This window comes from Photobacterium sp. NCIMB 13483 (assembly GCF_003025475.1).
Taxonomy (GTDB): domain Bacteria; phylum Pseudomonadota; class Gammaproteobacteria; order Enterobacterales; family Vibrionaceae; genus Photobacterium; species Photobacterium piscicola.
On the sequence record NZ_PYLV01000009.1, the window covers coordinates 21,063 to 39,219 of the forward strand.

General features: G+C 39.9%; 18 protein-coding genes. 7 read left to right on the top strand and 11 right to left on the bottom strand.

The window, feature by feature from the left end:
• Positions 1 to 3: 3 nt before the first annotated feature.
• Positions 4 to 486 carry a ferredoxin-type protein NapF gene (napF, locus tag C9I86_RS09140; protein WP_107276194.1) on the bottom strand — a complete coding sequence of 161 codons (483 nt, stop codon included), beginning with the start codon at positions 484 to 486 and terminating at the stop codon, positions 4 to 6.
• A 310-nt stretch (positions 487 to 796) separates the two neighbouring features.
• On the opposite strand from napF, the gene narQ reads away from it, so the two are divergent.
• Both narQ and C9I86_RS09150 read left to right on the top strand, forming a co-directional pair.
• Complete coding sequence (narQ, locus tag C9I86_RS09145) at positions 797 to 2,488, top strand: nitrate/nitrite two-component system sensor histidine kinase NarQ (RefSeq protein WP_080157083.1); 1,692 nt, start codon at positions 797 to 799, stop codon at positions 2,486 to 2,488.
• A gap of 4 nt (positions 2,489 to 2,492) precedes the next feature.
• Positions 2,493 to 3,119, top strand: coding sequence for a response regulator (locus C9I86_RS09150; protein ID WP_199190768.1), 627 nt, complete (start codon positions 2,493 to 2,495; stop codon positions 3,117 to 3,119).
• Between the two features lie 61 nt (positions 3,120 to 3,180).
• On the opposite strand, the gene C9I86_RS09155 is transcribed toward C9I86_RS09150, so the two are convergent.
• Positions 3,181 to 3,462, bottom strand: a complete 282-nt coding sequence (locus C9I86_RS09155; RefSeq protein ID WP_036795756.1) for a helix-turn-helix domain-containing protein — start codon at positions 3,460 to 3,462, stop codon at positions 3,181 to 3,183.
• Positions 3,463 to 3,707: 245 nt separating this feature from the next.
• Here C9I86_RS09155 and C9I86_RS09160 point away from each other — a divergent pair, with 245 nt between their 5' ends.
• The 4 genes from C9I86_RS09160 (at position 3,708) to C9I86_RS09175 (ending at position 6,173) form a co-directional block, all read left to right on the top strand.
• Positions 3,708 to 4,061 (top strand): ArsC family reductase, encoded by a 354-nt coding sequence (locus C9I86_RS09160; RefSeq protein WP_080157084.1) that lies wholly within the window; start codon positions 3,708 to 3,710, stop codon positions 4,059 to 4,061.
• Positions 4,062 to 4,074: 13 nt separating this feature from the next.
• On the top strand, positions 4,075 to 5,205 hold the full coding sequence (gene dapE, locus C9I86_RS09165; protein WP_107276195.1) for a succinyl-diaminopimelate desuccinylase: 1,131 nt from the start codon (positions 4,075 to 4,077) through the stop codon (positions 5,203 to 5,205).
• Positions 5,206 to 5,425: 220 nt separating this feature from the next.
• Positions 5,426 to 5,638, top strand: coding sequence for a DUF2897 family protein (locus tag C9I86_RS09170; RefSeq protein ID WP_107276196.1), 213 nt, complete (start codon positions 5,426 to 5,428; stop codon positions 5,636 to 5,638).
• Entirely contained in the window at positions 5,631 to 6,173 is a 543-nt protein-coding gene (locus C9I86_RS09175) for an NUDIX hydrolase (protein ID WP_107276197.1), read from the top strand. The genes C9I86_RS09170 and C9I86_RS09175 overlap by 8 nt, the downstream gene beginning before the upstream one ends.
• Before the next feature lie 64 nt (positions 6,174 to 6,237).
• On the opposite strand, the gene C9I86_RS09180 is transcribed toward C9I86_RS09175, so the two are convergent.
• The 6 genes from C9I86_RS09180 to C9I86_RS09205 form a co-directional block, all read right to left on the bottom strand.
• Complete coding sequence (locus C9I86_RS09180; protein WP_199190771.1) at positions 6,238 to 7,479, bottom strand: glutamate-5-semialdehyde dehydrogenase; 1,242 nt, start codon at positions 7,477 to 7,479, stop codon at positions 6,238 to 6,240.
• A gap of 79 nt (positions 7,480 to 7,558) precedes the next feature.
• Positions 7,559 to 8,713 carry a glutamate 5-kinase gene (proB, locus tag C9I86_RS09185; protein WP_080157091.1) on the bottom strand — a complete coding sequence of 385 codons (1,155 nt, stop codon included), beginning with the start codon at positions 8,711 to 8,713 and terminating at the stop codon, positions 7,559 to 7,561.
• 245 nt (positions 8,714 to 8,958) lie between these two features.
• Positions 8,959 to 9,369, bottom strand: coding sequence for a sigma factor-binding protein Crl (crl, locus tag C9I86_RS09190; RefSeq protein ID WP_080157093.1), 411 nt, complete (start codon positions 9,367 to 9,369; stop codon positions 8,959 to 8,961).
• 256 nt (positions 9,370 to 9,625) lie between these two features.
• Entirely contained in the window at positions 9,626 to 10,885 is a 1,260-nt protein-coding gene (gene frsA / locus C9I86_RS09195; protein WP_107276199.1) for an esterase FrsA, read from the bottom strand.
• Between the two features lie 185 nt (positions 10,886 to 11,070).
• Positions 11,071 to 11,529 carry a xanthine phosphoribosyltransferase gene (gpt, locus tag C9I86_RS09200; RefSeq protein ID WP_080157097.1) on the bottom strand — a complete coding sequence of 153 codons (459 nt, stop codon included), beginning with the start codon at positions 11,527 to 11,529 and terminating at the stop codon, positions 11,071 to 11,073.
• Positions 11,530 to 11,597: 68 nt separating this feature from the next.
• A complete protein-coding gene (locus C9I86_RS09205) occupies positions 11,598 to 12,887 on the bottom strand; it encodes an NCS2 family permease (RefSeq protein WP_107276200.1) in 1,290 nt (429 codons plus the stop codon).
• Positions 12,888 to 13,968: 1,081 nt separating this feature from the next.
• Here C9I86_RS09205 and C9I86_RS09210 point away from each other — a divergent pair.
• Positions 13,969 to 15,429 (top strand): aminoacyl-histidine dipeptidase, encoded by a 1,461-nt coding sequence (locus C9I86_RS09210; RefSeq protein WP_107276201.1) that lies wholly within the window; start codon positions 13,969 to 13,971, stop codon positions 15,427 to 15,429.
• Between the two features lie 60 nt (positions 15,430 to 15,489).
• Here the strand turns inward: C9I86_RS09210 and dinB are convergent, their stop codons facing one another.
• The 3 genes from dinB to C9I86_RS09225 all read right to left on the bottom strand — a co-directional run bounded on the left by dinB (position 15,490) and on the right by C9I86_RS09225 (position 18,102).
• Positions 15,490 to 16,578 (bottom strand): DNA polymerase IV, encoded by a 1,089-nt coding sequence (gene dinB, locus C9I86_RS09215; protein ID WP_107276202.1) that lies wholly within the window; start codon positions 16,576 to 16,578, stop codon positions 15,490 to 15,492.
• Between the two features lie 265 nt (positions 16,579 to 16,843).
• Positions 16,844 to 17,065 carry a (Na+)-NQR maturation NqrM gene (gene nqrM, locus C9I86_RS09220; RefSeq protein WP_036795773.1) on the bottom strand — a complete coding sequence of 74 codons (222 nt, stop codon included), beginning with the start codon at positions 17,063 to 17,065 and terminating at the stop codon, positions 16,844 to 16,846.
• 11 nt (positions 17,066 to 17,076) lie between these two features.
• Positions 17,077 to 18,102 (bottom strand): FAD:protein FMN transferase, encoded by a 1,026-nt coding sequence (locus tag C9I86_RS09225; RefSeq protein ID WP_107276203.1) that lies wholly within the window; start codon positions 18,100 to 18,102, stop codon positions 17,077 to 17,079.
• Positions 18,103 to 18,157: the final 55 nt, after the last annotated feature.

Here is an 18,157-nt window from a genome sequence, read left to right on the forward strand (position 1 = left end):
AATTTAAGGCGTTATCATTTCAATCGCAGCCACAGGGCAACCGCTTATACATGCACCACATCCACTGCAATCAGCCTGATTGATAACAGGTTGAGCAACCTTTGCCACTTGTAAAGAAAAAGTGATTGCTTGTGTTTCACATTGGTCGCCACAACTACGGCATTCAATGTTATTGAGTGCGAGACACGATGAATTAATCGTAGCCACTTGTGTCCATGGAGGTTGGGATTGGAGCTCAAATAAAGGTTCAGGGCACACATCTGCACATTGATAGCAAAAACTACATTCACCTTCCCCATGATGAAAATCCACCACTGGAAAACCACCATCACCTTTTATAATCACCTTTGTTTGGCAAGCATCAATACAAGCATTACAACGTAGACAATGATCAGTGAAGGTATTTTCGTCCTTTATCCAAGGCAAGCGTGGCTGTGGAGATAGCTGCTTACGAGTAAAAAAACCTCGACGAGAACGATTAATCACAGCGCTCTCCTTTATATATGTAAACATTATATGATGACCAATTAATCTCTCTTGCTGTCATTCACTTTCTATTAATGTTCTTTTACGTTATTTTTAAATATCGTCATAACTGCGAACATACCCCCTAAGGGGTAATTGACCCTATACTTTGATCTAGATCAATAAAACATAGTGGATAATATCTAATATTTGCAAATTTATCGTTTAATCAGTCAGTGCAAAATTAGCAGACTCAATATAATCCTAATAAATAATACCTAGCATCCCTTTCCATTAACAATCATTCATATTTATAGGTTGGCGGCAATTCATGCAACAGCAAAAAGTTAATTCCGTTACCACCACAATTGGTCGTTCAATGGTAACTATTCTATTTTTAGTTGCGACAACGACGAGCTTAGCGCTATGTATGTTAGTTTCGAGTCTTAACGATGCGGCAGCAATCAACACAGCAGGCTCACTAAGAATGCAAAGTTATCGCTTGGCATTTGATATCGAAACTCAATCTCCATTGCTTAACTCCCATACTATTGAGTTTGATCAATCACTGACATCGCCAACAATGCAGGAATTACATCGTTGGTACACTCCACAAACAATACAGCACCATTACACAGAATTACTCTTAACATGGCAGGCTGTACGTTCAGAATTAGATCAAATAGATAAGGATGGCTATTTAATTCAAGTCGCCCCTTTTGTAGAGCGCATCGATCAATTTGTCTTTGAATTACAACAATCATCCGAAAACAAGTTACATCTTTTAGCACTTATTAGTGCGGTAGGTTTATTACTCATTTTGATGGTGGTGTTATTTACAATCCAATTTACACAGCGCCAAATTGTAGCCCCGCTCAATCAATTAATGGCGGGATGTAAACAAATTAAGCAACATCAATTTTCATTAACCATCAATAATAAGAGTAAAAACGAATTAGGAATTTTAGCGCGCACATTTACCCAAATGGCTGCAGATTTAAATAATTTTTATTACGATTTAGAACAAAGCGTCAATGAAAAAACTCACCGTCTGCGCCATGCTAATGAATCGTTGAAAGTGTTATATAACTGCTCGCAACAACTATCAGTTAGCCGTTTAACTCATCACCATTTTCAACAGATGTTGGAAACATTAATTGCGATTGATGGTTTAACTGCAGCTAAGTTAATTATTGAAGAATCAAATGGCACCACCACTGAAATTACCGTCGGTGAAGAACAATCAACCACTTGGCACCGACAGCAATTATTAATTGATGGTGAAACAATGGGGCAACTATGGTGGCAATATCAATTGCCTTGTCCTGATCTGGCATTGATTGAAAATATCGCTAATATTTTAAGCCGTGGAATTTATTACAACCGAACTCAAAAACAGACCGAGCAGTTATTATTAATGGAAGAGCGAGCGACAATTGCTCGTGAGCTGCATGACTCATTAGCACAGTCATTATCGTATCTTAAAATTCAATTAACACTATTAAAACGACAACTTACTAATACCGACAATCGCCAGCAACAAACCATACAAACTATTGATGAAGAGCTATCAAATGCTTACACCCAATTACGCGAGTTATTGAGTACCTTTAGATTAACCATCAAAGAAGCCAATTTCAGTGAAGCATTAACACAATTATTAATACCATTACGGGAACAAACGCCAGCGCAATTTAACATTGAAAATCACTTACCATCAATGGCATTAATTGCACATAATCAGGTCCATTTATTACAGATTATTCGTGAAGCAGTATTAAATGCAATCAAGCATGCTGATGCCAAGCAAATCAAAATTTCATGTCATCAACAACACGGCATTATTAATGTTGAAATTGCTGATGATGGGGTTGGGTTTGATCCCTCAAACTCAAAACTTAATCACTATGGCTTAAACATCATGCAAGAGCGTGCTTCTCGCTTAAAGGGCGAATTAACCCTTTACTCTCAAATCGGCGTTGGCAGTCAAGTTAAGTTGCAATTCGCATTATCAGAAGGATAAAAAGATGACACCTTGGAAAGTAATGATCGTCGATGATCATCCATTAATGCGTAGAGGTATTGGCCAGTTATTGAGTTTCGATACTAAATTTGATGTTATTGGTGAAGCCAGTAATGGTAATGAAGCCATTGCCCTCGCCCATAAACTGCCCGTAGATCTAATTTTGTTAGATCTAAACATGAAAGGTATTTCAGGTTTAGATACTCTGATTACGCTTCGTAATGAAGGCATAGATGCTTGTATTGTGATCCTTACAGTGTCGGATAACCATGCTGATATTAAAACACTTATCGATGCAGGTGCTGATGGCTATTTACTCAAAGATACCGAGCCTGATGAATTAGTCGCTTTACTAAAAACCGCACTAACGGGGGGTAAAGCATACAGTGAAGTTGTAACGGCATTTCTTAATAACAATGGCACTGAAAATACATTATTTTCAAGCTTAACGGAAAGAGAAAATCAAATATTACAAGAAGTAGCCAAAGGCCATAGTAATAAGGTTATTGCAAATTCACTGTTTATTTCAGAAGCCACTGTAAAAGTGCATATGAAAAGTTTATTACGCAAACTGCAAGTCAAATCTCGTACGGCAGCAACAGTACTTTATCTACAAACCTTAGGTTATTAGATACATAAAAAACCGCAGTGATAAACACACTGCGGTCATTAATCATTATGATAGTACTAGCTTACAACGCTAAAGAGGTAATTAAATCCTGTTCTCGCGATTCAACCCATTGCAGGTCAAAAGGTCCCCAGTCACTTAATTTATAATACCCATCATTATGACGTCGCCCATCCTGAATAAAAGTCAATTCAATACCAAGCCCAGGTAAGGCTTTTAATACATCTTGAATCGTCCGTCGGGGCCAACCTGTTTGTTCAATTAAACGAGGAACATTAGGACGTTCCGTGTGTTCAACAAGTAAAGCCAGATAAAGTCTACGGGCAAAAACCGGATTCAGTTCCATTGGGGCCTCCATAATATACTGTATCTATTATTGCCCGTTCTCAAACAAGGATGTTGCGTTTGATCAACGAGACATTCGGTTTCATCATTATGGATACAAATAAAGGTGAACTTGCTCGCATTATTCTGATTATCATCATTCAAGTAAGTTACCGTAAATACTCCCAATAAAAGTACAACGGTTGCGATAACCTAATAATCTCGCTATAAAAGATAATCTACTTATTATAAAAAAGTCAGTCAAATATGAACACTATCGCTTATGGCATTAAAAACTGCGACACCATCAAAAAAATGAAGCAATGGTTTACTGCTGAAAATATCGCTTATCAATTTCATGACTACCGTACTGATGGGCTTGATCTTGCACAACTTGAAATCTTTGAAGCAGCACTTGGCTGGGAAGCCATGGTCAATAAACGCGGTACAACTTTCCGTCAATTAACCGCAGAACAAAAAGCCAACCTTGATCGAGAGACAGCATTACAATTAATGCTAGAACAACCCGCCATGATTAAGCGCCCGTTATTACAGCATAATAATCATTACTACTTAGGTTTTAAACCTGACCAATATAACGCTATTTTTCTTACTAAATAACAAGGATACAAGGATGTCTGACAGTCCCGTTATTACACTAGCAAAAGATTTAATGTCTCGTCCTTCAGTCACACCTGAAGACGCAGGTTGCCAACAAGTTATGATCGCGCGCTTACAAACATTAGGGTTTAATATTGAAACCATGGTATTTGAAGATACGGTAAATTTATGGGCTCGTCGTGGCACTCAAGCACCACTGTTTGTGTTTGCAGGTCATACCGATGTTGTGCCTTCAGGACCTATAGAACAATGGCATACACCACCTTTTGAACCCACGATTATTGATGGCTACTTACATGGACGTGGTGCCGCAGATATGAAAGGTTCGCTGGCGTGTATGGTTGTTGCGATTGAACGTTTTATTGCCCAAAATCCCAATCATAATGGTTCAATTGCACTTCTGATCACTTCTGATGAAGAAGGCCCATTTATTAATGGTACCACTCGCGTAATTGACACCCTTGAAGCACGTAATGAAAAAATAGACATGTGCATTGTAGGTGAGCCATCAAGTACTGATACTGTTGGTGATATTGTCAAAAATGGTCGTCGTGGTTCTATTACCGGTGATCTGCTCGTTAAGGGTATTCAAGGCCATGTTGCCTACCCACATTTGGCCAATAATCCGATTCATAAAGCCCTACCCGCATTAGCTGAATTAGCCGCAACCCATTGGGACAATGGTAATGACTTCTTTCCGCCAACCAGCTTTCAGATCCCCAATATTGCCGCTGGCACTGGCGCATCAAATGTTATTCCCGGCCAATGTGATATACAGTTTAATTTCCGTTTCAGCACAGAATTAACCGATGTTGATATTAAACGTCGTGTACATTCAATCCTTGACGCACATGGCTTAGACTACGATTTAAAATGGACCTTAAGTGGTCATCCCTTCTTAACTGACAGTGGTACATTAGTTGATGCCGTTGTTGCTGCCATCACAGGCATTAACCATACTCCGCCACAGTTGCTGACAACAGGCGGTACTTCAGATGGCCGTTTTATTGCACGCACAGGTGCACAAGTGGTGGAACTAGGACCCGTTAATACCACTATTCATAAAGTGAATGAATGCGTTAAAGTCACCGATCTTGAACGGCTAACTGACATGTACCAACAGATTCTAAACAATATTTTATAATTCCCCCCCACCGACGTTCCTCATCATTAATGCTGTTCAGATAACACTATTGAACAGCTAATAATGCGATATTTGATAGATAATTATGCATTGTTATTATCATGAAACCATCGAAGCTAACCGGCATTCTTGATACTCTATAACAATGATTTAGACTCATGATCAATCACGCATATAAGATGCAGTGAATTGATATAGACATTATCGTTGTGAGGTGAATATGGAATGGTTTTTTAATCCTTGGGTTATCTGTGTGATTATTATTGCGGTGATCGCCAGCAATATTGCCGCTTTAAAATACACCGCTTATATGCGTACAGGACTCAAAAAAAGACACCCGCCGCAAACACCATTTGACGACTCTCAGTCATCACACTCCACAAATACTCATAACACTCACGACAACAACCATTCACAGGATAAAAATGACTGATATAAAAACATTAGATAGCCGTATTGTGTACCAAAATAAATGGATGACAGTACGCGAAGATAAAATCCAGCGTCAAAGCGGTGCCGAAGGCATTTATGGTGTGGTTGAAAAGCCCGATTGTGCCGCTATTTTAGCGATTGATAATGGCCGCATTCATCTAGTACAGCAATTTCGCTATAGTATTCAACAACGGTGTTGGGAAATTCCACAAGGGGCATGGGAAGCAAACCCGGATGCGGATCATCTTGATCTTGCAAAAGGTGAACTGCAAGAAGAAACTGGATTAATTGCAGATAACATGGTCTACCTTGGCAGCCAATTTATTGCTTATGGTTTTTTAAATCAAACCTGTCACATTTATCTCGCGACCCAACTCCACTCAGCACCAGAGCAACACCGAGATGCTGAAGAAGAAGATCTCATCAGCCAATCTTTTTCTATTACTGAATTTGAAACAATGATCATTAACGGTGAATTAAAAGATAGCGTCACCATTGCCGCATATGGGCTTGCGAAGCTTAAACAAGCAATTTAACACCAATAAAAAAGCTGCCATTTTATCGGCAGCTTTTTTGATATGTATTATATTATGTTATTAGTTACGGACGACTCAGGTAATCAGCAATACCAACCCATTTATAACTGGTCAATTCTTCTAAGCCCATCGGACCTCGTGCATGCAGTTTTTGTGTAGATACCGCAACTTCTGCACCTAAACCAAATTGCGCACCATCAGTAAAACGGGTTGATGCATTCACATATACCGCCGCAGAACCTGCTGCATTAACAAACCGCTCAGCCGCTTGAATGTTATTGGTCAAGATTGAATCTGAATGGCTAGCATTATGTTTACGCATATGCGCAATAGCTTCATCAACATCAGCAACAACCTTAACGCCTAACGTATAACTTAACCATTCAGTATCAAAGTCACCCGCTTCTGCTTTACGCAGTAAGCTTGCTTTACCTTCAAGTAGATTAAACGCAGCATCATCAGCCACTAAGGTTACTTGGGCTTTATTCATGCGCTCAACTAAACGAGGTAAAAAGGTCGCCGCAATCTGTTCGTTAACTAATAACGTATCCAATGAGTTACATGCAGAAGGCCGTTGTACTTTCGCATTTTCAACCACATCTAATGAGCGGGATAAATCTGCACTGTCATCAACATACATATGGCTAATACCAAAGCCGCCAATGATAACGGGAATAGTGCTATTTTCTTTACACATCTTATGTAAACCAGCACCACCACGAGGAATGATCATATCAACATATTGATCAAGCTTAAGTAATTGCGAAACATATTCACGATCAGGCTGTTCGATATATTGCACAGACGCTGCAGGTAAACCCGCTTTAGCTAATGCAGATTGAATGACTTTTACCAATGCCATATTCGAATGGAACGTCTCACGGCCACCACGCAAAATACTCGCATTACCCGTTTTAAGGCACAGAGCTGCAATATCAATGGTTACATTAGGACGTGCTTCATAAATAACACCAACAACACCTAACGGTACTCGACGGCGGCTTAAACGCATACCATTTTCAAGTACACGACTATCAAGTTCTGCACCAACAGGATCATTTAAGTTAATAACATTGCGCACATCGTTGGCAATAGCACAAATACGCTCATCGTTAAGTAATAAACGATCGATTAACGCATCAGACATACCACTCGCTATAGCAGCGTCCGTATCTTGCTTATTAGCCGCAAGAATAGCCGCTTGGTTTGCTTCTAATTCATCTGCAATAATCGCTAGTGCAGTATTTTTTATCGAGGTTGCAGTGGTCGCTAATTCAAACGCAGCCTGCTGCGCCGCTTGTCCCATTATTTCAAGATTCACAATAATTCCTTACTTAAATTCAAATTCAATGCCTGATAAGTTATCGGGTGAATTATCACGACGACTAAATAACGACCATATCATCACGGTGAATAGCAGCATGACCGTATTCATAACCTAAAACCTGATGAATATCATGGCTGTGCTTACCCGCAATTTTAGTCATATCATCACTTGAATAACGACTAATACCCCGTGCTAGTAAGACGTTTTTGCTATCAAAAATACGGACTACTTCACCACGTTCAAAGGTGCCTTTTACCTGAGTGATCCCTTTAGCAAGTAAACTACTGCCTTTTTGCTGCACTGCGGTTACAGCACCATCATCAATCACAATATCACCCGCTGGCGGTGGACCGGCAAGGATCCATTGTTTACGACCTTCAAGTGGTGATTCTAAAGGTAGAAAACGTGTTCCCACCGCTTTACCAGCGGCAAGATCAACGATCACATCAACGCGACGTCCCGCAGCAATAATAACTTCAATACCTGCACGGCAAGCCACTTCTGCGGCTTGTAACTTAGTCGCCATACCACCAGTGCCTAATCCACCAACAGTACCACCGGCTAATTTACGTAATTTATCATCAATGGTATGTACTTCATGGATCAATTCAGCATCAGGATTACTACGTGGATCGGCAGTAAATAAACCTGCTTGGTCTGTCATTAATAATAGTTTATCTGCACCGCCTAAAATGCCCACCAGCGCAGAGAGATTATCGTTATCGCCGACTTTGATCTCAGTGGTTGCAACAGCGTCATTTTCATTAACAACCGGTACAATGCCATTATCTAATAACGCCACCAACATATCGCGCGCATTTAAATAGCGTTCGCGATCATTTAAATCAGCGCGCGTTAGTAACATTTGACCAATATTGATCCCATAAATACCAAACAAGGTTTCCCACTCTTGAATTAAGCGGCCTTGTCCAACTGCGGCAAGTAATTGTTTACTCGCCATCGTTTTGGGTAGTTCGGGGTAACCTAAATGCTCACGACCAGCCGCGATCGCACCAGAAGTAACAATAATAATTTTATGGCCTTGACTACGTAACATCGCGCATTGACGCACTAACTCAACCATGTGGGCACGATCAAGTTTTAGTGTGCCACCTGTTAGCACGCTAGTTCCTAGTTTGACGACAATTGTATGTGTTGCGGCACCTGCGGCAACGTCTTGCTGTTGTGCTTGAGATTTTTTTGAATCAGCCATGAGATCAAATAGATTGAAATAATAAATGTTCTTTGTTGTATCAATCCCTACCGAAAAGCACAAGAAAAAAACAATGACAAAATCAATATTAATCGGCTTTAGAAGGATGTTTAAGCATAAACATCCTTAATGAATAACCCCTATACCACGTAGCGACAATATCAGTGCATCGTTATGAGAATTTCACAGCGGCAGTATTTCATGTCGCCAGTGGTCATTTGAGTCAACTTAAACCATCAATTAGCTTAGTTAGCTGATAACTCAATTAGCGGGGTTTGAGTTAATTTTGCAGCGGGAGACAATGTTAATTGACACTCATCAATAATAAAGGGCGTTAATTTTGAGTAAAAATCCGTTAATGTTTTTAATACAGCGTCTTTATGTTTTGCAGGTAATTTACCATCAACCCACTCACCTGCGGCATTAAAGCGACCAAAATCATACTCATATTCATAGCCAGTATCGGTTGCCGTCATCACTAACCACCAGCCCCAAAACTCACGTAGTTCAGGTTCTTTTTCAGCATTGACACAACTGGCTAAACAGTCAAAAAAGAACCGTTGAGGTTGTGATTTTTTCTCACGAAGATAAGGACCTATTGCTGTCAATTTAGACATCAAACGGCCATGCGGCGGAAAGCTTGTTGCTATTGTCATTGTTTTGTCCATCCATAGTCAGCGGTATTGAATTCGCAAGTAATACTTACTACCTTTGGTATTATCCCTAACGTATTAAAACATACGCTTAGCACAATAATAATTGATTATAGTATGGATAATATTTAACAAAATAACAAACCATAGCTATCAATTTTGCTAACAATATCATGACAATATATTTGGTTATAAAAAAACGGAATCGCACAATAGTACGATTCCGTTACTGTTAAATCTCATATTGTCGCTGTGATAATTATTTCATTTTATCATCAAGCCATTTAACCACTTCAGTCATTACGCGATGGTAACCATCATAAATAGGTTTTGCAGGTAAAGTGATCGCTTTACCACCATAGCTTGATAACGCAATCAATTGGTTATCCATCTCTGGGCAAACAGGATCGTTTTTTAAACCAATACCAAGCATAGGAATGTCAACGCGGCGACGACCAAGTATTCCTTGGTTTTTTAATGACCACGCAGGTAAATGAGATTTAATACTTGCTTCAGCTTGGCCATTCTTACCCATGCGTGATGCCAATACATCCAAATACATCCGTGGAATTTTATCTAATAACTTCGGCTGTGTAAGAAAGCTATTGATAGCTCCCCCGATGCTAACGCAGGTTTTTAGTCGTGTTGGCTCCATAAACCCAAGTCGAATTGCAGCATTACCGCCCATACGCAGCCCTAACATTGCTACATTGCGGTTATCGACCCAAGGCACATCACGGATTTGTTGCAGTAACGCTTGGTGCAAACGGCTGGTATCTTCGGTTAAATTCCAGCGATCACTGTGGCCCACAGATGGCATATCAAGCGTGACCATTGCATATCCAGCAGGGCCTAAATAATCTTCATATAAACGCCACAAATCACTTTGTAATGTTGCTAAACCACCACTGACAATAACTGTCGGTAATAATTTGTCAGTGCGCGGAAGATGAATGAATGCCTCAAAAGTCTTATTTTCATATTTAACATCAATCTTACGCATATCATGCGGCCGTAGTTCAATTGCCTCTCGGTAACTTTGATTGGCCTGTAACTCAGCTTGATCAGCCAGCTGATCACCTTTGATATAAGGATAAGCAGCAATGCTATAATGGGTACTGGCTTTAAATAATAGCTCTGATGCTGCTAGCTTCTCGCCATTATTAGCCGCCGTACGGGCTAATTGCTGATAATTTGAAGCTAACTGTGACCATTCGTAGATCCAGTTACCCGGACGATAACCAATAACGGTATCAAGTAAATGATCACTGGTACGAGGGGCATTAGAACCCGCTATACGCGCTAAAACAGCTTCTTGCTCAACAGGATCAACACCTTGCCATATCCATTGTGGGCGACGTAAGACACGATACCATTCAAGCTGACTTTCACCATCAAGAGCATTGTTTACATCCCCACTACGGACATGCGCAATCTTAACAATATTCGATGTCTCTTTGCTGGTTTGACGTGGAGCAAATAGCTTCTCTGATAAATTTTGTTTTGATGGTTCCGACACGGCATCCTCCAACGTATATATCACTTCTCTTAATAGACCTAGATAATATACCTAAACGGCTGCCAATAACTAAAATCCATAAAAAAAGACGTCAACAACGTGACGTCTTTGATAAAACTTAGTTTTCAAGCTCGATGATTACCGCAACACAACTTGATTGCTGAATCAGTGCTGAAATAAACGAATTACTTTTTCGCAATAGGATCGACGAAAGTAACCGCCATATCCCAAGGTTGTTCAATCCAAGTATCTTGTGGAATACTAACAACAAAATCATCAACTAAATGCTGACCCGCAGGCTTAGCACATACTGTTACAAACTTAGCGCGTGGGTACATTTCACGAATTTTTTCAGCAGTACCACCAGTATCAACCAAGTCATCAACCACGATAAAGCCTTCACCGTCACCATCAGCTTGCTTGATCACTTTCATATCTCGCTGGTGATCATGATCGTAGCTTGCGATACATACGGTATCAACATGACGAATGCCTAATTCGCGCGCCAAAATAGCAGCTGGCACTAAACCGCCACGACTAACTGCAATAATACCTGTCCACTGCTCTGCTGGTAGCAATTTTTCTGCTAGCTGGCGCGTGTACATTTGCATGTTATCCCAAGTGATGACGAATTTATTACTCATAGTAAAACAACCTCTGAAACAGCGATTTAAAACCGCATAAATTTATGTAAACGTATATAACATTACGCTTATAAGAAAATAATCTTCGCAAGAAATAGCGCTGAAATAACCCATACACTAATGTTTACTTCACGTCCCTTGCCACTCAATGCTTTTACGACCGCAAATGTGATAAAACCAAGACCAATACCTTCCGCAATTGAATAAGTTAAAGGCATTAGTAAACACACAACCACCACCGGCGCCGCTTCTGTTAAATCTCGCCAATCAATCGATACCAAACCTGACATCATTAAAATCGCGACATAAAACAGCGCACCCGCCGTTGCATAGGCTGGAACCATTCCAGCCAATGGGGCAAAAAATAAGGCTAATAAGAATAACACGCCAACTGTTACGGCTGTTAGACCTGTACGACCGCCAACTGCGACACCCGACACACTCTCAACAAAAGATGTGGTATTTGACGTCCCCAATAGTGCACCAATCGAGGTTGCAGTACTGTCGGCTAATAGTGCTCGGTTTAAACGCGGTAATTTGCCGTCTTCACCAATTAAGTTTGCTTTAGTTGCAACACCGACCAATGTGCCTGCGGTATCAAACAAATCAACAAACAAAAAGGCAAACACAATTGAAATTAACCCCACTTCCATCGCGCCTGAAAAATCAAGCTGCATAAAGGTTGGAGCAATGCTTGGTGGCATTGACATAATGCCGTTGTAATCCACTTCACCAACAATAATGCTGATTGCAGTTACAATTAAAATCGCAATTAATACCGCCGCTTTAAAACCACGTTGTACTAAAGAAATCGTCAGGAAAAAACCGAGTGCAGCCATTATTGCTGGAAAACTGGTTAAATCACCGGCGGTGACTAATGTTGCAGGACTCGCCACAACAATGCCTGATGTTTGCAAAGCAATGAACGCTAAAAACAGACCAATACCGGCTGAAATACCGATACGTAATGAATGAGGAATCGCGTTGATAATCCATTCACGGACGCGCATAACACTCAATGCAATAAAGCATAAGCCAGATAAAAATACTGCTGCTAATGCCACTTGCCATGTATGACCCATACCTAAAACAACGGTATAAGTAAAAAAGGCGTTAAGTCCCATGCCCGGTGCTTGTGCGACAGGATAGTTAGCATAAAAACCCATCACAAAGCAGCCAATCATTGCCGCTAAACAAGTAGCAACAAACACTGAACCTTGATCCATTCCTGTACTGGCTAGCATAGTGGGGTTTACAAAAATAATATAAGCCATTGTCAGGAAGGTAGTAACACCTGCCATAATTTCAGTGCGCACAGTTGTGCCATTTTCAGTGAGTTTAAATAACTTTTCTAGCATGCTTCTCGGTTCCTTAGAGATACGCAATAAAGTAACAAACAACGCCAAGAAATAGAAAACGATTGCGCAATCCATTTCGGGGCTGATTATAATCATGCGATCACGCAATTTCCAGATTTTATCGTTGAAAAGCGTAAAACAATAACTATCAGTCTTGATATAACTTAAGTAACGTCTATTTAAAGTATATTTATCAGTTAATTAAAAACAAAACATCCATGGCTATTTTTTGAACATTTACTTTTTAAATAACTAAACAAGTGTTAATAAAGGTCGATAACCAGAATAAAAATGAGGGTATAACATAAAAAGCAGCTAAAAAAACGCCACTTCAAAGGGAAGTGGCGGCAGAATGTTGCAGATAACTGGATAGTGTTATCGAGATATTCTTAATTTAAGGGGATGAACAAACTTGCATTTGTTTCGTTGAAAGCAACAAAACAATAAAATCTAATTAGTAACGGTACGGCGTTGGGTAATGGAAGTTACTTGTATATACAGTACGGTTATTCCAAAAATGTGTCATTGAAGAAAAAATTTTCATTTAAATCACCTTAGTCATAAGTACACCAACGTCATCGTTAGTGGCTTGCCATCGCGGCTCACTTATTCTCGGTTCCTTGGAGGCGATATCTCGGGTTCATCCTGAACATGTCGTGTTAATCATTGTGCCTATCAATTAGGCATGACTAAACTATAGTCAAAATGAAATAAATTTACAACGTTTTTTTTAAGTAGATCACACTTTCTGCTTTTTTAACTTGAGATATGGCTTTTCGTGTAAATTTATTACATTATTATTTGGTTATATTTCAATCCCTCTCTTTTTGGATGTTTTTCAGCACATTTGATCATATAAAAGACATAACCACAATTATGATTGAGGATAACGGCATCAGTGCCGTAATAATCGCAGAAATCAGTGCTATAAGATTTTATTATTTGCCCTATCTCCCCTAAAGGCAGAGTGATATGCTAAAACCAAAGCGATAAAAACACTCGCTACCTATTTTGTCATTTTACGGCTAAGACCCTACAAAATGACACTAGCCCAGTCTCGTATATTAAAAGGAAGGCTACCGTGTCTGAAATTACTCAACTATCACCAAAAGCTGTTTGGCATTTCTTTGATCAGATTTGTTCAATCCCTCACCCTTCTAAATATGAAGAGCAACTAGCACAATACATTGTGTCGTTCGCACAGGCGGAAGGATTAGATGTTCGTCGTGATAATGCCGGCAACGTTATTATTAAAAAACCAGCAACAGCTGGCATGGAAAACCGTAAAGGCGTTGTACTTCAAGCACACATTGATATGGTGCCACAAAAAAATGAAGACACTGTCCACGACTTTACTCAAGATCCAATTCTGCCATTTATTGATGGTGAATGGGTAACGGCGACAGGCACAACACTAGGTGCAGACAATGGCATGGGTATGGCTACCTGCCTTGCCATTCTAGCGGCTAAAGACATCGAACATGGTCCATTAGAAGTATTATTAACCATCGATGAAGAAACAGGCATGACAGGTGCTTTTGGTTTGGAAGCAGGCTGGCTTGAGGGTGATATTCTATTGAATACTGACTCTGAGCAAGAAGGCGAAGTTTACATGGGTTGCGCAGGCGGTGTTGATGTTGCGTTGACCGTTGATATTCAACGCGAAGCTGTTCCGGCTGAACATCAAGCAATTAAATTAGTTGTTAAAGGCCTAAAAGGCGGTCACTCAGGCTGTGATATTCATACTGGTCGTGGTAACGCGAATAAAATAATGGCGCGTTTCTTAGTGGGTCATGCTAATGAGCTTGATTTACGTATCAACAATTTCACTGGTGGTAGCTTACGTAATGCCCTACCACGTGAAGCAAGCGTTGTTGCAACATTACCAGCGGCAAATATCGATAAGCTTAATACGTTATTTGCTCATTACCAACAAATCGTTAGTGCTGAATTAGGCCATGTTGAAACTGACATTACCTTATTTACTGAAGCATGTGCACAACCTAGCGATGTTATGGTACTGGCTGACCAAACACGTTTAATGCATACGTTAAATGTTTGTCCTAACGGTGTTATTCGCATGAGCGATGATATTGAAGGCGTAGTAGAAACATCATTAAACATGGGTGTAATCACGACTGAAACAAACACAGTAACGATCCTATGTCTGATTCGTTCATTGATCGATTCTGGTCGTAGCTACGTTGAAGGTATGTTGCAATCATTAGCGGCACTTACTGGCGCACAGTGTGTTTCATCTGGCGCATACCCAGGTTGGAAACCTGATGCTGATTCTGAAATCATGCAAGTATTCCGTGATACCTATCAGCAGATGTATGGAAATAAACCTAACATCATGGTGATCCACGCTGGTCTTGAGTGTGGCCTATTTAAAGAACCATACCCAGAAATGGATATGCTATCTTTTGGCCCAACAATCAAATTCCCTCACTCTCCAGATGAGAAAGTGAAAATTGATACCGTACAAATGTTCTGGGATCAAATGCTAGCGATTCTGAAAAATATTCCTGTTAAAAAATAACTCGAATAATTGAAGTATGAATTCAAAACGGGCCTCGTGCCCGTTTTTTATTGGGGTGTATTAATCTTTATTATTATCAAAACTAAATGATAACTGCTGGGCTTTTAATCCTTGCTCTAAACCCACACTTAATCCAATAAGACGAATTTCTCGTCCTTGTTGACGTGTCAGTGCTTCTGTTAACAGTGGTATAAATTGCTGTTTATCCAATAACGGGTAACTATGCTCTACTGTTGTTTGCTGAAAATCGGCAAATTTTAATTTTACCCCTTGTTTAGCAATATTCAGTTGCGGCCGTACTTTTCGCAACCGCTGTTCAAGCTCTAAATGTAAGTGCTCAATTACCTGCCAACATTCGTCATAACTGGCTATATTTTTACTAAACGTACGTTCAACGCCAACAGATTTTCGCTGACGTTCCACAATCACTTCACGCTCATCGATACCATGGGCACGTAACCATAATGATTGTCCAAACTTACCGAACTGTTGCAGTAGCTGCTGTTGTGCATAATTTTGAACATCACGGCCGACATACAATCCCTGTTGATGTAGTTTTTGAATAGTGACTTTCCCAACCCCTGGAATTTTCTCCAGTTTTAGCTCTGCGACAAAGTCATCCACTTGTTCGGGGGTTACTACATATTGACCATTGGGCTTATTAAGATCAGATGCTACTTTTGCAATAAATTTAACCGGAGCAATGCCAGCAGATGCCGTTAGTTGCAACTCTTGTTCTATAGCTTGTCGAATATGTTGTGCAATCAAGGTTGCAGAGCCGTGCAACATCTCACAATCACTGACATCTAAATAAGCTTCATCTAATGATAACGGTTCAATTTTATCGGTGTAGCGAGCAAAGATAGCCCGTATTTGCTGAGAAACTTGACGATATATTTCCATTCGTCCATGCACTAACGTTAAATGCGGGCACAGTTTCATTGCTTGTGCAGTCGGCATTGCTGAATGCACCCCATATTTACGGGCGAGATAATTACATGTGCTCACCACCCCTCGTTGCTCAGAACGCCCACCAATAGCGATTGGAATATCACGTAAAGTCGGGTTATCACGCATTTCAACAGCTGCATAAAAGCAATCCATATCAACATGGATAATTTTACGTTGGATAGGCAATGGATTGGTCACAGCAAATACTCATTAATGAACACAGCAAATAACTGTTTTTATATACAGTCATTATACGACAATTTACTGAATCAGTGCCAATATAGCAATGACCATTTTTCCAAATGGGGCGATGGAGAATGTAACAGAAGCTACATCACAGCACTTTTTTATCAGCTTGGATTTCACTTAAATTACACACATAAAAAAACCCAGGCATGACAATTTCGTTGCCGTACCTAGGTTTCAGAGTAAGTAATAACTTACATTGTGTGATTAAAACTGATTATATAATCTGATTTTTCTTCCATTCAGCCTGACGTGCAGCACGAGCTTCCCGTTTTTTACGTGCATCACACGGTTCAGGACAATCACATTCTTTTGCGATACCAATGCCGTCTAAACCGCCACAACTACCACTAACAGACTTACGCTGAAAAATATACCCTACAGCCATTGCAATAATAACCAGTAGAAAAACAGCAAATGTTACTAAATAAATTGCCATGGAAGCCTCTATTATTTTTTATCTACGTATTGCTCAAAAGTATTTGATTTGTATTCAACAAAGCCATCTTTGGTTTTTACAATCAACATAACAGGAATATTTTCTTGGTTTGCTAGTGCAATTGATTCATCCTCACCCATTACAGAGAAGGTTGTCGCATAAGCATCTGCCGTCATGCATGATGGCGCAATAACAGTTACCGACACTACATGATTATCAATAGGACGGCCAGTTTTAGGGTTAATCAAGTGTGAATAACGTACGCCATTTTCATCAAAGTAATTACGATAATCACCTGATGTTGCAATCGCCATATCACCCGCCTGAAGAATTTCTTGTACCGCACGTTCATTCTCTACTGGTTTTTCAACAGCAATACGCCATAAAACATTGGCTTGATTTTTACCTTGCAAGCGAAGCTCACCACCGACATCAACCATGAAGTTTTTAACGTGTAAATCATCTTTTAGATAATCAGCAACCACATCAACACCATAGCCTTTAGCGATTGATGATAAATCGACATATAACTTAGCTTCATCTTTAATAAGTTTATTATCAGGTAAAACTTTCACATGCTGATAACCCACTTCAGATAAGCGAGTCGTCACTTCTTTATCGGTTGGAATTGATTCAGGGCGTGCTTCAGGGCCAAAGCTCCATAAATTAACCACAGGTCCAACAGTCACATCATAAGCACCATTACTAACCTTAGAGATACGTAACGCTTCAGTGATCACTTTCGCGGTTGCCGCAGAGACAGGAAAAGCTTTATTAGCTGGTGCTTGATTAAATAAACTTAATTCTGAATTTGGACGGTAAGTCGACATTTGATCGTTAACTAACTCTAAACGACGATCGATCTCTTTTTGAATTTCTTTTGCTGTTGGCAAACCATCTTGATTTATTATTTTAATTGAATAATAGGTTCCCATTGTCGAGCCATTAATAGTGATTTGCTGACGCTGATCACTACAGCCGGCAAGCGCTAACAATGCTGTAATCACAAATACAGCCCGAATAAGGAACATTTTCATTCAACTACTCCAATGAAATAAAGGTAATTTTTACTCTAGGGACCATAGTTAGTCA

Excerpts from the sequence above, each read along its gene's own strand:
- C9I86_RS09150 (WP_199190768.1), top strand. The coding sequence starts at position 2,493 with ATGACACCTTGGAAAGTAATGATCGTCGATGATCATCCATTAATGCGT.
- gpt (WP_080157097.1), bottom strand. The coding sequence starts at position 11,529 with ATGAGTAATAAATTCGTCATCACTTGGGATAACATGCAAATGTACACG.
- dapE (WP_107276195.1), top strand. The coding sequence starts at position 4,075 with ATGTCTGACAGTCCCGTTATTACACTAGCAAAAGATTTAATGTCTCGT.
- nqrM (WP_036795773.1), bottom strand. The coding sequence starts at position 17,065 with ATGGCAATTTATTTAGTAACATTTGCTGTTTTTCTACTGGTTATTATT.
- C9I86_RS09175 (WP_107276197.1), top strand. The coding sequence starts at position 5,631 with ATGACTGATATAAAAACATTAGATAGCCGTATTGTGTACCAAAATAAA.
- proB (WP_080157091.1), bottom strand. The coding sequence starts at position 8,713 with ATGGCTGATTCAAAAAAATCTCAAGCACAACAGCAAGACGTTGCCGCA.
- C9I86_RS09180 (WP_199190771.1), bottom strand. The coding sequence starts at position 7,479 with ATGGGACAAGCGGCGCAGCAGGCTGCGTTTGAATTAGCGACCACTGCA.
- C9I86_RS09205 (WP_107276200.1), bottom strand. The coding sequence starts at position 12,887 with ATGCTAGAAAAGTTATTTAAACTCACTGAAAATGGCACAACTGTGCGC.
- narQ (WP_080157083.1), top strand. The coding sequence starts at position 797 with ATGCAACAGCAAAAAGTTAATTCCGTTACCACCACAATTGGTCGTTCA.
- C9I86_RS09160 (WP_080157084.1), top strand. The coding sequence starts at position 3,708 with ATGAACACTATCGCTTATGGCATTAAAAACTGCGACACCATCAAAAAA.
- C9I86_RS09155 (WP_036795756.1), bottom strand. The coding sequence starts at position 3,462 with ATGGAACTGAATCCGGTTTTTGCCCGTAGACTTTATCTGGCTTTACTT.
- C9I86_RS09170 (WP_107276196.1), top strand. The coding sequence starts at position 5,426 with ATGGAATGGTTTTTTAATCCTTGGGTTATCTGTGTGATTATTATTGCG.
- C9I86_RS09225 (WP_107276203.1), bottom strand. The coding sequence starts at position 18,102 with ATGAAAATGTTCCTTATTCGGGCTGTATTTGTGATTACAGCATTGTTA.
- crl (WP_080157093.1), bottom strand. The coding sequence starts at position 9,369 with ATGACAATAGCAACAAGCTTTCCGCCGCATGGCCGTTTGATGTCTAAA.